The sequence below is a fragment of the Pseudomonas sp. Irchel 3E20 genome (genome assembly GCF_900187645.1).
Lineage (GTDB): Bacteria > Pseudomonadota > Gammaproteobacteria > Pseudomonadales > Pseudomonadaceae > Aquipseudomonas.
This window is the reverse complement of record NZ_FYEE01000024.1, coordinates 1-12,550: the sequence shown is the minus strand read 5'-3', so window position 1 is coordinate 12,550 and position 12,550 is coordinate 1. Positions and strand designations below refer to the sequence as shown.

The 12,550-nt window shown below is 59.9% G+C and carries 15 protein-coding genes and 1 pseudogene; 3 read left to right on the top strand and 13 right to left on the bottom strand.

What is annotated here, in order from left to right:
* Positions 1–40: 40 nt before the first annotated feature.
* Genes nirJ through nirS form a run of 9 tightly spaced genes read right to left on the bottom strand, consistent with a single transcriptional unit; the run spans position 41 to position 6,584 of the window.
* A complete protein-coding gene (gene nirJ, locus CKW13_RS23910) occupies positions 41–1,219 on the bottom strand; it encodes a heme d1 biosynthesis radical SAM protein NirJ (protein ID WP_095111231.1) in 1,179 nt (392 codons plus the stop codon).
* Between the two features lie 9 nt (positions 1,220–1,228).
* On the bottom strand, positions 1,229–1,747 hold the full coding sequence (locus CKW13_RS23905; RefSeq protein ID WP_095111230.1) for an Lrp/AsnC family transcriptional regulator: 519 nt from the start codon (positions 1,745–1,747) through the stop codon (positions 1,229–1,231).
* Positions 1,722–2,165, bottom strand: a complete 444-nt coding sequence (locus tag CKW13_RS23900; RefSeq protein WP_095111229.1) for an Lrp/AsnC family transcriptional regulator — start codon at positions 2,163–2,165, stop codon at positions 1,722–1,724. The genes CKW13_RS23905 and CKW13_RS23900 overlap by 26 nt, the downstream gene beginning before the upstream one ends.
* Positions 2,158–2,673, bottom strand: coding sequence for an Lrp/AsnC family transcriptional regulator (locus CKW13_RS23895; protein WP_095111228.1), 516 nt, complete (start codon positions 2,671–2,673; stop codon positions 2,158–2,160). Before CKW13_RS23895 ends, CKW13_RS23900 begins: the two co-directional genes overlap by 8 nt.
* The gene (locus CKW13_RS23890; RefSeq protein ID WP_095111227.1) at positions 2,670–3,128 is read right to left on the bottom strand and encodes an Lrp/AsnC family transcriptional regulator; all 459 of its coding nucleotides are present in this window, start codon (positions 3,126–3,128) and stop codon (positions 2,670–2,672) included. Before CKW13_RS23890 ends, CKW13_RS23895 begins: the two co-directional genes overlap by 4 nt.
* 1 nt (position 3,129) lies before the next feature.
* Complete coding sequence (locus tag CKW13_RS23885) at positions 3,130–4,308, bottom strand: cytochrome D1 domain-containing protein (RefSeq protein ID WP_095111226.1); 1,179 nt, start codon at positions 4,306–4,308, stop codon at positions 3,130–3,132.
* On the bottom strand, positions 4,305–4,640 hold the full coding sequence (locus CKW13_RS23880; RefSeq protein ID WP_176465181.1) for a cytochrome c: 336 nt from the start codon (positions 4,638–4,640) through the stop codon (positions 4,305–4,307). The genes CKW13_RS23885 and CKW13_RS23880 overlap by 4 nt, the downstream gene beginning before the upstream one ends.
* 16 nt (positions 4,641–4,656) lie before the next feature.
* Complete coding sequence (locus tag CKW13_RS23875) at positions 4,657–4,971, bottom strand: c-type cytochrome (protein WP_095111225.1); 315 nt, start codon at positions 4,969–4,971, stop codon at positions 4,657–4,659.
* Positions 4,972–5,015: 44 nt separating this feature from the next.
* Entirely contained in the window at positions 5,016–6,584 is a 1,569-nt protein-coding gene (gene nirS, locus CKW13_RS23870) for a nitrite reductase (RefSeq protein WP_256576665.1), read from the bottom strand.
* Between the two features lie 322 nt (positions 6,585–6,906).
* Between nirS and CKW13_RS23865 the strand changes: the two genes are divergently transcribed.
* Genes CKW13_RS23865 through CKW13_RS23855 form a run of 3 tightly spaced genes read left to right on the top strand, consistent with a single transcriptional unit; the run spans position 6,907 to position 8,498 of the window.
* Entirely contained in the window at positions 6,907–7,710 is an 804-nt protein-coding gene (locus CKW13_RS23865; RefSeq protein WP_095111223.1) for a CbbQ/NirQ/NorQ/GpvN family protein, read from the top strand.
* Complete coding sequence (locus CKW13_RS23860) at positions 7,694–8,260, top strand: cytochrome c oxidase subunit 3 (protein ID WP_095111222.1); 567 nt, start codon at positions 7,694–7,696, stop codon at positions 8,258–8,260. The genes CKW13_RS23865 and CKW13_RS23860 overlap by 17 nt, the downstream gene beginning before the upstream one ends.
* Before the next feature lie 10 nt (positions 8,261–8,270).
* Positions 8,271–8,498, top strand: coding sequence for a cytochrome C oxidase subunit IV family protein (locus CKW13_RS23855; protein WP_095111221.1), 228 nt, complete (start codon positions 8,271–8,273; stop codon positions 8,496–8,498).
* A gap of 26 nt (positions 8,499–8,524) precedes the next feature.
* On the opposite strand, the gene CKW13_RS24355 is transcribed toward CKW13_RS23855, so the two are convergent.
* The 4 genes and pseudogenes from CKW13_RS24355 to CKW13_RS24565 form a co-directional block, all read right to left on the bottom strand.
* The gene (locus tag CKW13_RS24355) at positions 8,525–9,664 is read right to left on the bottom strand and encodes a T6SS immunity protein Tli4 family protein (RefSeq protein WP_141234024.1); all 1,140 of its coding nucleotides are present in this window, start codon (positions 9,662–9,664) and stop codon (positions 8,525–8,527) included.
* The gene (locus CKW13_RS24885; RefSeq protein ID WP_095111219.1) at positions 9,661–10,557 is read right to left on the bottom strand and encodes a phospholipase D-like domain-containing protein; all 897 of its coding nucleotides are present in this window, start codon (positions 10,555–10,557) and stop codon (positions 9,661–9,663) included. Before CKW13_RS24885 ends, CKW13_RS24355 begins: the two co-directional genes overlap by 4 nt.
* A 132-nt stretch (positions 10,558–10,689) precedes the next feature.
* The gene (locus CKW13_RS23840) at positions 10,690–11,829 is read right to left on the bottom strand and encodes a T6SS immunity protein Tli4 family protein (RefSeq protein ID WP_141234023.1); all 1,140 of its coding nucleotides are present in this window, start codon (positions 11,827–11,829) and stop codon (positions 10,690–10,692) included.
* Positions 11,826–12,550, bottom strand: a pseudogene (locus tag CKW13_RS24565) (hypothetical protein); the annotation flags it as partial. The pseudogene CKW13_RS24565 and the gene CKW13_RS23840, both read right to left, overlap by 4 nt.

Sequence of the window (12,550 nt, the reverse complement as noted above, 5' to 3'; positions counted from 1 at the left end):
CCCCGCGGCTGTGCCGCCGCGTGGGCCGGGTGCAGCCCATTCAGCTTTGGACGCAGATCAGGTTGCTCTGGGGGCGCACGCCGATCTCTTCGTCGCTCAGGTAGCAGCCGGGGTCTTGGCCCCACAGGTCGCCTTCGGCCCAGGCGCGGGTGCGGGTGTTGCCGTTGCAGATATCCAGCCAGCGGCACTGCGAGCAGCGCCCGCCGATGGCCCGTGGGTGCTGGCGCAGTTGCTGCAACAGCGGGTCGGGTTCGTCCAGCCACAGGGTGCGGAACGGCGTCTTGCGCACGTTGCCCACCGAGTGCTGCCACCAGTAGGTGTCGGGGTGGACTTCGCCAGTGTTGTCGATGTTGGCGATGCCGGAGCCGGAGGCATTGCCGCCCCAGGCGTGGAGCATGTGCTCCAGTTGCGGGTAGTGCTCGGGCAGGTGGCGATGCACCCATTGCAGTAGCAGGATGGCGTCGGCGTCGTTATTGCCGCTGACAAAATCGCTTAGGCTGCCGGCCTGGATATCGGCCCAGGCGCGCTCGAAGATCAGCGTCATGGCATCGCGGCTCATCTGCTGGTGGGCGTCGAGTTGGCGGCTGCGCTTGCCGCGGCCGCTGTAGTTGAGGTGCGAGAGGTAGAACTTCTGTACGTCGTATTCGCGCATCAGGTCCAGCAGTTGCGGGAGCTGGGCGTGGTTTTCCTGGGTCAGGGTGGTGCGCAGGCCCACGCGGATGCCGCGTTGGCGGCACAGGGCGATGCCGTGCATGGAACTGGCGTAGCTGCCCACCAGTTGGCGGAAGGCATCGTGGGTTTCTTCCAGGCCATCGATGCTGACCCCCACATAGTCGAAATTGGCGGCGGCGATCTGCTCGATATTGCTTTCGCTAATCAACGTGCCGTTGGTGGACAAGGCGACGAAAAAACCCCGCGCGCGGGCGTAGGCACTGAGCTGGAAGAGATCGTCGCGCAGCAGCGGCTCACCGCCAGAGAGGATCAACACCTTGACCCCGGCCTCGTGCAGGTCATCGATCACCGCCAGGGCCGCAGCGGTGTCCAGTTCATCGCGGAACACGCTGTCGGCCGAGGTGGCGTAGCAGTGCTTGCAGGTCAGGTTGCAGCGGCGCAGCAGGTTCCAAATCACCACCGGCGCCTGCTTACTGCCGGGTAGGCTGGTGCGCGGGGGCGGGCTCTGGCCGGCGAGGGCACGTAGGTAATGGCTGATCCTTAACATGGGATTCTCCTAGAGCACGGGGTGGCCGGCCGGGTGGGTGGGCAGGCGCAGGCCGGTTTTTTTCAGGATGCGGCTGCTGACCAGCATCTCGTCAGCCGCGCAGGCCTGGCCCAGCAGGAAGCGCAACTGCTCGCGGTAACTGTCGATTTCTTCGCTGCTACGGCCGTGGACCATGGCGAACAGGTTGTAGCGCCACGCTTCGCGGCGCGGGCGCCGGTAACAGTGGCTGACATAGGGTTGGGCGCCGACCAGGGCACCGAGGCGCGGCATGTGTTCGTCGTCGATGTCCCACACGGTCATGCCGTTGAAGCGGTAGCCCAGGCGATAGTGGTTGGGCACTGCCGCGATGCGCCGGATCGCGCCCTCGGCTTGTAGGCGCTGGAGCAGTTGCAGGGTGGCGTCGACGCTGATGCCCAACTGCTCGGCCAGCCAGGCCCAGGGGTCGTCCACCAGGGGCAGGCCAGCCTGGGTCAATTTGACCAGGCGCAGGGCCAAGGCATCGTCAGACCGGGAAATACAAACCGACATGGTAAGTCTCCTCTTTGGGCAGGTTGAGCACCGCCAGGCCGGTGGTGGCCTCGATCCGTTGCAAGGTGTCGTGCACGGCCTGCTCGTTGGCGCAGCCGAGCACGAACCACATGTTCCAGGCGTGCTCGCGGCGGTAGTTGTGGGCCACCTCGGGCAGGGTTTCGAGCAGTTCGGCCACGGCGTCGAAGCGCTCCTCGGGCACGGCCAGCGCGGCGAGGGTGAAGGCACCGCCCAAACGCTCGACGTCGAACATCGGGCCGAAGCGGGTGAGCAAGCCGTCTTCGAGCAACTCGTGGAGGCGGTCGAGCAATTGTGCGCTGGTGCTGCCCAGTTCCTCGGCCAGTACCTGCCAAGGGTGGCGTACCAGGGGCAGGCCCAGTTGTAGGCGGTTTATCAGGCGCCGATCCAGATCATCCATGGGCCCAGGCCTCGTTCTTGGGCGGGGCAAAACGCCCGCCGCACTGTTTGAAGGCCTGGGTGCTGAACAGCCATTGGTGGGGCAGGTCGGCCAGCAAATGGGCGTCGAGCAAGCCCTGGATATGGGCCTCCACCTGGTCACGCTGGCGCCCGTGGACCATGCAGAACAGGTTGTAGCGCCAGTGCGGCAAGCGCCGTGGGCGCTGGTAGCACAGGGTGATCCCCGGGGCTTTGCCCAGGCGTTGGCCGACCTCGTCGATCAGCGCATCGGGCACGTCCAGCACCAGCATGGCGTTGGCGGTAAAGCCCAGGGCGCGGTGGTTGAGCACCAGGCCGACACGGCGGAACAGGCCTTCTTCCTGCCACTGGCGCATCTGTTCCAGCACCTGGCTCTCCTGGGCGTGCAGGTGCTGGGCGAGGGCCTGGTAAGGGCGGCTGACCCGCGGCAGGCCGGTTTCCAACTGGCGGCGCAGGGCCAGCGCTTGCTGCACGGTGAGCGGCTCGCTCATGCCGAGTCTCCCAGGGCGAAGCCCAGGTCGATGCGGTAGGAGGTGAGCATCGGCAGGTCCAGGGCGGTGAGGCCGGTGTCCTGTTCCAGTTCGACGAGGATCTGTTCCAGGTGTTGGCGATCAGGGCCGGTGACCACGAACCACAGGTTGTAGTGGTGCTCGCGGGCGTAGTTGTGGTTGACCTCCGGGTATTGGTTGACCCGCGCCGCCACCTGCTGCAAACGCTCCGGCGGCACGGCGAACGCGGCCAGGGTGCTGGCACCGGCGTGGCGGTGCTCGAACACCGGGCCGATGCGCGAGAGGGCGCCGGCCAGCTCCAGGCGTTGCAGGCAGGCCATCACCTCGGGTTCGCTGCAGCCCAGCACCTGGGCCATTTCCCGGTAGGGTTCCTCGCACAGCGGCATGCCGTGTTGGTAGCGGTCGATGAGGCGGCGGGTGAGTCGATCAAAGTCCATTTCAGTACCCCAGTTTGTGGGCGCGGTTGGTGAAGAAGATGCCGCTGGGTTTCTCGGCGGGCAGGCTGGTTTTCAGGGTCAGGCGATACGGGTCCCAGACCTGCACCTGGTCGCCATCGCGCACCGACAGCCAGAGCTGGTCGCCACGGCCGGTGAATTCCATGTGCAGCACGGCGGGGCCCGGCCGCAGGTCGGCGACGATGGCGTGGGTTTCACTGTCGATCACCTGCACTCGGTCGTTGTCCGGGTAGGCGAAGTTGACCCACAACTGGCGCCCGTCGGGCCGCGCGGTGACGAACACCGGTTGCCCGGCCACGGGGATGGCGGCGGTCTGGGTCCAGGTCCGGGCGTCCATCACCAACACCTGGTGGCGCCCGACGGCGGGCACGAACGCCTGGTTGTCGGCCACGGCCCAGCCTTCGAGGTGGGGCATCTTGTACACCGGCAATTTCGCCTGGCCCCGGCCGTAGTCGCCGAGCACGCGCTTGACCCCGCGTTCGGGGTGCCACAGGTCGAGTTGGGCCATGCCGTCTTCGCCGAACAGGCCGGCCATGTAGTAGCGCCCATCGGGGGTAATCAGGGCGTCGTAGGGTTGCTGGCCGATGCCGGTGTAGCGGGTGATAGTCGGTACGCGGCCGTGGCTGAAATCGGCGGTCCAGATCTCGCCGGTGTCGAACAGGCTGAACACAAAGCCTTGCCCCGGGATATCCACCAGGCCCACCACCCGCGAGCGCTGCTTGCCGTCGGCCAGGGGCGTGGCGGGGATGTCGGCCACCTGCTCCAGGGTCACGGCGTCGAACACCTTGACCCCGCCCGGCACATAGTTGGACACGGCAATGAGTGTGCCGTCCTGGCTGATGGCGCCGCCGATGGCGTTGCCGCCCTGGATTACCCGGCGCTCGATGCGCAGCGTGAGCAGGTCGATCTTGGTCAGCCCGCCGTCGCGGCCGAACACATACGCATAGCGCTCATCGCGCGAGAACACCACCGAGGCATGGGACAAGTCGCCCAGCCCCTCCAGGCGCGCCAGGGGCGTGGCGCCGCTGCTCTGGATAATCTGCACGCTGCCGCTGGCGCGCTCGATGACCACGCCCAGGTCACCGGTGCCGCGCAACGGGGCTTGGGCGCAGCCGCCGAGCAGCAGGGCGGCGGCGGCCGACAACAGGAAGGATCGGATCATGGGGCGTGGTTTCCTTGCACGAGAATGTCCACCAGCCAGGCGATATCGCCTTCGCTGAGCAGCGCCTCCCAGGCCGGCATGGCGGTGCCGGGCCGGCCCTGGGTGACGGTGGCGATCAGGCTGGCGCGGGGTTTGCCGGCCAGGGCCTGGGCGGTCAGGGCCGGGCCCAGGCCTCCGGTCAGGTGCAGGCCGTGGCAGGCACCGCAGTCCTGGGCCAGCAGGTGTTCGAGTTGGGCCCGGCGCGGTGCGTCGGGGGGCGTCAGCGCAGCTGCGCTGGCGCAAAAAAACAGTAGGAGCGGCGCCATGGCCAAACCGATGATCGATGGTTTCATGACGCCCTCCGGGTCGTTATTTAAGGCTCAGTACCCACTTGGCCAGGGTGTTGGCTTCTTCATCCGTGACCGGGTTGGCCGGCATTGGAATCGGGCCCCAGTTGCCCTGGGTACCTTCCTTGATGTGCTTGGCCAGGGTGGCCTGGGCATCGGCCTTGCCGGCGTTCTTGGCCGCGACATCCTTGAGCGCCGGGCCCACCATTTTCATGTCCACGGTATGGCACGCGGCGCACGGCTTGCTCTTGAACAGCGCTGCGCCGTCATCGGCCAGGGCCGTTTGCACGCTGAGTGCAGCGGCCAGGGCGAACAAGGGGATGAGCATATTTTTCATAGGGTTTTCTCGTGTTGATGAAGCTCAATAAATGTCATGGCAGTTCAATAAATGTCGTACTGGGTGTTGTAGACGTTGAACTTGCCGGTCGGGGTGATGAGACGCTTGTCCTTGATAACTGACTTGAGTTTGAGGGTTTTGTCGTCGATCACTACCAGCGCCGATTCCTCGGTCTGGCCGTTCCAAACCGAGAACCACACCTCATCGCCGGCCTTGTTGTATTCCGGTTGCACAACGCGCAGGGCGCCGTCCTTGATGCCGGAGTACTCGGCGATGGGTAACGCGGTGTAGCCGGCGTCGAGCTTGTCGAGGTTGAACACCGCCACCGATTGGCTCAGCTTGGCGTCCGGGTTGAGGGTGGTGTCCACGTACAGGTGGCGTGAGTTGGGGTGGGTCTTGATGAACAGCGAACCGCCGCCCTGGCCCTTGAGGGACTCGACTTGCTTCCAGGCGTATTGCGGGTGCTTGATCGGGTCGGTGCCGATCACCGAAATCCCGCCGTCGCCCAGGTGGCTGGTGGCCCACACCGGCCCGTATTTGGGGTGGTTGAAGTTGGCGCCACGGCCGGGGTGGGGGATCTTGCCCACGTCCACCAGGGCGGTGAGCTTGCGCTCCTTGGAATCGATCACCGCGACCTTGTTGGAGTTGTTCGCCGCCGTCATGAAGTAGCGGTGGGTGCTGTCCCAGCCGCCGTCATGGAGGAACGGCGAGGCGTCGATGCTGGTGATGGTGAGGTTCTTGATGTCCTGGTAGTTGACCAGCAGCACCTTGCCGGTTTCCTTGACGTTGACGATGAACTCCGGCCATTCGTGGGAGGCGATGATCGCCGCCACCCGTGGCTCAGGGTGGTATTCCTGCTTGTCCACGGTCATGCCGCGGGTGGAGACGATCTGCTTGGGCTCCAGGGTTTCGCCGTCCATGATGGTGAACTGCGGCGGCCAGTAGGAGCCGGCAATCGCGTACTTGTCTTCAAAGCCCTTGAACTTGGAGGTTTCCACCGAGCGCGCCTCGATGCCCACCTTGATCTCCGCCACCTTGGTCGGCTCGGCGGGCCACAGGTCGATCATGTCGATCTTGGCGTCGCGGCCGATCACCAACAGGTAGCGCCCGGACGCGGAAATGCGCGAAATGTGCACCGCGTAACCGGTCTCGATGAGCTTGACGATTTTCTTGCTGTCACCATCGATCAGGGCAATCTTGCCGTCGTCGCGCAGGGTGACCGAGAACAGGTTCTCCAGGTTGAGTTTGCTGATCTGCTTCTTCGGCCGGTCTTCGGGTTTAACCAGCACCTTCCAGGTCTTCAGGGTTTCGGCCATGCCCCACTCGGGCGGCGTCGGGGCGGTGTGCTGGATGAAGTTGGCCATGACCGTGATCTGGTCTTTGGTCAGGGCATTGGAGGTGCCCCAGTTCGGCATCCCGCCCGGCGAGCCGTAGGTAATCAGCGCTTCGAGGTAGGCCTGGCCGCGGCCCTGGGTGATATCCGGGGTCAACGGCTTGCCGGTGGCGCCTTTGCGCAGTACGCCGTGGCAACCGGCGCAGCGCTGGAAGTAGATCTCCTTGGCGGCGTCGAAGTCGGCTTGGGTCATGTCGGGGGCGCCGGCGGTTTTCACCATAGGCGCGGCGGGTTTACTGGCAGGTTCCTCGGCGCGGGCGGCGTGGGTCACCGCCAGGGCCAGCGCCGAGCAAAGCGTGGCGAAGGTCAAAGCGAAGGTTTTACGGTTGCGGATCAGCATTGGTTTTTACTCCTCAGGGCAGACCTTTGCGATGCGCTGAAAAGGCAGTGCAGAGCGCAGGTTCTTAGTGCACTGCAAGGCTATGTCGCGCAGCCCCGATGCTCGCTTGACGGCGATCAAGTTTGCGGCGCACGCGGCTTGCCAGGTTGTCGCAGGGCGCCGTAGCTTGGCGTGCAAATCCGCTGCGCCAACAGGTACTTACATGGACCTCTCAACCCCCGGCCACCCCAGCGCCGAACCCTTCTACCAGGTGCAAGGCAACGAGCAGACGCTGTTCGAGCAAGCCTGGCGCCACCGCATGCCGGTGCTGATAAAAGGCCCCACCGGGTGTGGCAAAACCCGCTTCGTGCAGCACATGGCCCACCGCCTCAACTTGCCGCTGTACACCGTGGCTTGCCATGACGACCTCAGCGCCGCCGACCTGATCGGCCGCCACCTGATCGGCGCCCAAGGCACCTGGTGGCAGGACGGCCCGCTGACCCGCGCCGTGCGCGAGGGCGGCATCTGCTACCTCGACGAAGTGGTAGAGGCCCGCCAGGACACCGCCGTGGTGCTGCACCCCTTGGCGGACGACCGCCGCGAGCTGTACCTGGAACGTACCGGCGAGGTCTTGCAGGCACCGCCCGGGTTCATGCTGGTGGTGTCCTATAACCCCGGTTACCAGAACCTGCTCAAGGGTATGAAACCCAGCACCCGCCAGCGCTTCGCCGCGCTGCGCTTCGACTACCCGGCCGCCGCCGACGAGGCACGCATCGTCGCCCGCGAAGCGGCGGTGGACCTGGCCCTGGCCACCGAGGTGGTGACCCTCGGCCACGCCCTGCGCCGCCTCGACCAGCATGACTTGGATGAAGTGGCCTCCACGCGGCTGCTGATTTTTACCGCGCGCATGATCGGCGCCGGCATGCCACCCCGGGAGGCGTGCCTGGCGTGCCTGGCCGAACCCCTGAGCGACGACGTACAAACCGTCGCGGCGCTGATGGACGTGGTCGATGTCCACTTCGGCTGACGCCCGCACCCCCGGTACCCTGCCGGGGGACCTGGCGATGTGGTTTTTCATCCTCGCCGAACTGTCGGTGTTCGCCTTGCTGATCCTCACCTTCGCCGGCGCCCAGGCCCTGGACCGGCCCCTGTTCAGCGCCAGCCGCGCCTTGCTCGACCGCTCCACCGGCCTGGCCCTGACCTTGAGCCTGCTCACCGCCGGGCTGCTAGCGGCCATGGCCCAGCACTGGGTGCGCCAGGGCAGGGCACGTCGGGCGAGCGCGGCGTTGCTGCTGGCGCTGTTGCTGGCCAGCGTCTACGTCGGCTTGAAACTGGGCGAATACCAGCACTTGGCGGCGGCCGGCCTGGGGCTGGAGCACAACAGGTTCTTCACCCTGTACTGGATCCTCACCGGGTTCCACTTCCTCCACGTGCTACTGGGCATGGCCATCCTTGCCTGGCTGTCCCGGCGCTGCTGGCGCCACGCCTACGGCGGCATGGAGTCGGGCGTGCTGTATTGGCACATGGTCGACCTGGTGTGGGTCGTGCTGTTTCCGCTGGTCTACGTCATTGGTTGAAGGAGGCTCCATGGCCGTATTAATGGGCTGCTGGCTAGGGCTGGTACTGCTCAGCATCACCACCGTGGCACTGGGCCAACAGGCCGGATGGCCGGCGCTGATCCTGCTGCTGGCCGTGGCCAAGGCCTGGATGATTACCGACGGCTTCATGGAACTGCGCCACGGGCCACGGTTATGGCGGGGGCTATTACTGGGGTGGCCGGTGGTGTTGGTGGGGGTGGTGGGGTTGATGTTGTAAGCCCGCCAAATCGAACCCCCCAATCCCTAACGGCGCTTGATTGACGCGGCGATGGTATCGGCCATTTTCTTTAGTTCATCTTTGCCAATGGTCGGTTTGCCGTCGGGTGCATCCTCGGAGTTTTGCATTACGTAGAGCAGCAAGTTGGGGGTGTCTTCCTTGGCGTCAGGGTCGCCTTTGACGTAGGCGATATAGCCGTAGTCCAGTGTCTGCGGTAAACACCCGGCGGCCTTCTTTTCGGCTTTGGAGAAGTACTGGTCGTCCCATGAGCATTCGTATTTCGAGGAACGTGTGGGACGGGTTATTTCGACAAAAGTGGATTGACCTTTATAGCCACCGATTTGAACTGAGGGGAATTTACGAAACCCGAGGGCCTGGTATTTCACACCGCCCCAACTGGCACGTTCCCAAAATGCACGGAGTTCTTGTTCTACAGAGGCGTTTTCTTCTTTTGAGTAATTTCCCCCGAACAGCGCGCTTTGGTCGCGGAAGAGTATTCTGACGTCAGGATGGTCTTTCAGGCGCATGATAGTGCCCATGCTGCGCTTTTGTGGGCTGTCGTCCTTGACGAAGCCGTAGGGCATGCAAAACCCTCTTTCTTTCGGCAACTCGTAAAGAGCGCGAGATCGGAAATTTTGAGAGAAATGAGAGAGGTCAGATTCGAATTTTTCTTTTGTTGAGGATGTTACTTTTCTGGAGGTGTCAAAAAAATAAATTCGCCCCGCTCGATACATATAAATATATCCGTAATACCAGTCATTATCGTAATAAGATAAAAGCAAAGATTCCGGTCCTGACTCGTACTTTATGATTTGCACAGAGGGATCTTTTTTTGCCTCCTCCTTTAATTCCTCTATATAACTATCTTTCGCTTTTTTTATGCGAAGAAAACTTCTTTCTGGAAGTTCTGAGGATGTGCGAACACCTCCTCGATAAATTGAGCTTGCAAAGAACTGATTTCCCCACTTCTCAAGATTATGGGTGCCTTTACTCGGGTCTGAGTTATCTTGCACAACACCTATTTCAACTTCCCCTGGTAGACTAATCTGAAAATACCCTACACACTCAGTCTTCCAATTCTCTGGAGTGACTTGGGTCTTTGCTTGAAGGACAAAAGAAGTACTTCCCAGGAGACAAGCCAGCGAGATTTTTTTGATAAGTTTCATCCGCGATACTCCGGGGTACTTTTTGAAAGGGTCGCAATTTGCTTTTCAGGTTGCTGGATATCCAGCGATCCGCTTGTTGTGGGGTCCACAGGGGTTGTATGAGTCATCAAGGCATGGTGGAATTTCATATTATTGTTCTCATGTTTTGTCCAGTTGACCGGATAGGCAGTAATAAAACCGCATATCTCATTTAGCCGAAGGGTACTGCTGGATTCATATTGGGGGCTATCCCAGAATTTTTGCTCGAAGGGCATTAGATTTTTCTTATCTGTTTTAAGATCTATATTCCTATCTTTCCCTGGTTCTACCGAGGTATCAATCACAGGCCAAATAGACGCGGGAAACATTTGTTCTTTTCGAGAGGGATAGATATTTCTCGGAACAAACTTAAAAACCGCCTCATAATGCCCAGCATTACGCTTGGCCACCGCCTGTATCGCCTTCCAACTATCCGGATGCCCAGGTTTTTCAATAGCTTCCTTCAACTCATCAGCCGGGTGTACACCGCTGCTGATGCCAAATAACTTGTTCCACACGCCCTTGCGCAACTCATGAGCAAAGGTCCGTGTCGGTTGAGGGTGGCCATTCCCCAGAAAGTCTTTGCGCTCCACCTCCAAATCCATCACCAATACCGCCAGTTCCGAATCGCGGCCACCCAGCAAACTACGGTCGTTGATATTGGCGCTGCCAATTAGCGCGTAGCGGTCATCGACAATCATCAATTTGCTATGGACATAAATTTGTTCAGTCACATAGCGGTCGTATAACTTGGTCCAGTTGCGCAAATTCAGCAGGGTGACGTACTCAAAGCACTCTTCATCGGTTGCGTCGGGTACCTCCTCAAAATCTTTTTTGCCGACGAGTTGTTGAATATCCGCAACCGTCCTTTCCATCACGGCGGCACACTCTGATTGTGTGATTCGGTCCGCCTCATACAGGCGTTGGGCCCCATGCCTGCAGCGCTGGCTTGAAGGCGCTTATGCGCACGGGGGCGTCTTCTGCAGTAGCACGCTGCGGTGTCTCACTTAACGGCGCTTGATTGACGCGGCGATGGTGTCGGCCATTTTCTTTAGTTCATCTTTGCCAATAGTCGGTTTGCCGTCGGGTGCATCCTCGGAGTTTTGCATCACGTAGAGCAGCAAGTTGGGGGTGTCTTCCTTGGCGTCAGGGTCGCCTTTGACGTATGCGATATAGCCGTAGTCCAGAGTTTGCGGTAAACACCCGGCGGCCTTCTTTTCGGCTTTGGAGAAGTATTGGTCATCCCATGAGCATTCGTATTTTGAAGAACGTGTGGGGCGGGTTATTTCGACAAAAGTGGATTGACCTTTATAGCCACCGATTTGAACTGAGGGAAATTTACGAAAGCCGAGTGCTTGGTATTTCACACCGCCCCAATCGGGACGTTCCCAAAATGCGCGGAGTTCTTGTTCTACAGAGGCATTTTCTTCTTTTTTAAAGTTTTCATTGAATAGTGCGCTTTGATCGCGGAAAAGGATTTTTACGTCAGGATGATCTTTCAGGCGCATGATAATGCCCATGCTGCGTTTCTGTGGACGGTCGTCCTTGACGAAACCGTAGGGCACGCAAACCCCCCGTTCTGTAGGCAACTCATAAAGAGAGCGCGCGCGAAAGTTTCGCAATACGTACATGTAGTCGGATCTGGCCTGTGCTTCGTTAGGTTCACTTTCCGCCATGGGTTTTTGGTACGCGTAAATGCGCCCAAGGTCATAAATAAATACAGCGCCGATGTTATGCTTGCCGCTCTTATAAAAATAATTAATTGAATTGCCGTTATCGTATTCCAATATATTTATGGAGGGATCAGTTTTCATGCGCAATTTTAGATCCTTCATTAGGTTTTCTTTTTGCTCTTTGATATTTAAGAAGCTGGTTTTTGGAAGTAGTGAAGACGTGCGAATTCGTCCGCCTAAGTAATTTGAATCCTCATAAAATTCATAGCTGCCCGCATTGAGTGCGTGGCGTAATTTACTGGGATCTGGGCCGCCTCTAGCGATCCCTATGTCTATCTCACCGGGAACACTTACTTGAAAATACCCTACGCACTCAGTCTTCCAATCCCCAGGAATCGCTTGCGTCTTTGCTTGAAGCGCAAAGGAAATGTTTCCTAGTAAGCAGGCCATTAATATTTTATTTACAAGCTTCATCCGCGATACTCCGAATTATTTTTTGAAAGTGATGCGATTTGCTTTTCAGTCTGCTGAATATCCAATGATTCGCTGGTTACGGACTCCGCAGGGGTAGTTTGAGTCATCAAGGCATGGTGAAATTTCATATTGTTATTCTCATATTTTGTCCACTTGATCGGGTAGGCAGTGATGAAGCCGGCTATCTCGTTCAGTCGTGGGAGGAGATCAGCGTCATACTGCGCAGCGTTCCAAAATTCTGACTCAAAGGGCATCAGATCTTTTTTTGCTTTGTTCAACTCAATTGCGGAACGAGTATCAGATGTCTGGTCCAGCTCTGTGTTAATTACAGGCCAAATTGAAGCCGGGTAATAACTGCCCTCCTTGCCAGAATAATTGTCTCTCGGGATAAACTTAAAAACCGCCTCATAATGCTCAGCATTACGCTTGGCCACCGCCTGTATCGCCTTCCAACTATCCGGATACCCAGGTTTTTCAATAGCTTCCTTCAACTCATCAGCCGGGCGTACACCGCTGCTGATGCCAAATAACTTGTTCCACGCGCCCTTGCGCAACTCATGAGCAAAGGTCCGTGTCGGTTGAGGGTGGCCATTCCCCAGAAAGTCTTTGCGCTCCACCTCCAAGTCCATCACCAATACCGCCAGTTCCGAATCGCGGCCACCCAGCAAACTACGGTCGTTGATATTGGCGCTGCCAATCAGCGCGTAGCGGTCATCGACAA

Excerpts from the sequence above, each read along its gene's own strand:
- nirJ (WP_095111231.1), bottom strand. The coding sequence starts at position 1,219 with ATGTTAAGGATCAGCCATTACCTACGTGCCCTCGCCGGCCAGAGCCCG.
- CKW13_RS23905 (WP_095111230.1), bottom strand. The coding sequence starts at position 1,747 with ATGTCGGTTTGTATTTCCCGGTCTGACGATGCCTTGGCCCTGCGCCTG.
- CKW13_RS23900 (WP_095111229.1), bottom strand. The coding sequence starts at position 2,165 with ATGGATGATCTGGATCGGCGCCTGATAAACCGCCTACAACTGGGCCTG.
- CKW13_RS23895 (WP_095111228.1), bottom strand. The coding sequence starts at position 2,673 with ATGAGCGAGCCGCTCACCGTGCAGCAAGCGCTGGCCCTGCGCCGCCAG.
- CKW13_RS23890 (WP_095111227.1), bottom strand. The coding sequence starts at position 3,128 with ATGGACTTTGATCGACTCACCCGCCGCCTCATCGACCGCTACCAACAC.
- CKW13_RS23885 (WP_095111226.1), bottom strand. The coding sequence starts at position 4,308 with ATGATCCGATCCTTCCTGTTGTCGGCCGCCGCCGCCCTGCTGCTCGGC.
- CKW13_RS23880 (WP_176465181.1), bottom strand. The coding sequence starts at position 4,640 with ATGAAACCATCGATCATCGGTTTGGCCATGGCGCCGCTCCTACTGTTT.
- CKW13_RS23875 (WP_095111225.1), bottom strand. The coding sequence starts at position 4,971 with ATGAAAAATATGCTCATCCCCTTGTTCGCCCTGGCCGCTGCACTCAGC.
- nirS (WP_256576665.1), bottom strand. The coding sequence starts at position 6,584 with ATGGTGAAAACCGCCGGCGCCCCCGACATGACCCAAGCCGACTTCGAC.
- CKW13_RS23865 (WP_095111223.1), top strand. The coding sequence starts at position 6,907 with ATGGACCTCTCAACCCCCGGCCACCCCAGCGCCGAACCCTTCTACCAG.
- CKW13_RS23860 (WP_095111222.1), top strand. The coding sequence starts at position 7,694 with ATGTCCACTTCGGCTGACGCCCGCACCCCCGGTACCCTGCCGGGGGAC.
- CKW13_RS23855 (WP_095111221.1), top strand. The coding sequence starts at position 8,271 with ATGGCCGTATTAATGGGCTGCTGGCTAGGGCTGGTACTGCTCAGCATC.
- CKW13_RS24355 (WP_141234024.1), bottom strand. The coding sequence starts at position 9,664 with ATGAAACTTATCAAAAAAATCTCGCTGGCTTGTCTCCTGGGAAGTACT.
- CKW13_RS24885 (WP_095111219.1), bottom strand. The coding sequence starts at position 10,557 with ATGGAAAGGACGGTTGCGGATATTCAACAACTCGTCGGCAAAAAAGAT.
- CKW13_RS23840 (WP_141234023.1), bottom strand. The coding sequence starts at position 11,829 with ATGAAGCTTGTAAATAAAATATTAATGGCCTGCTTACTAGGAAACATT.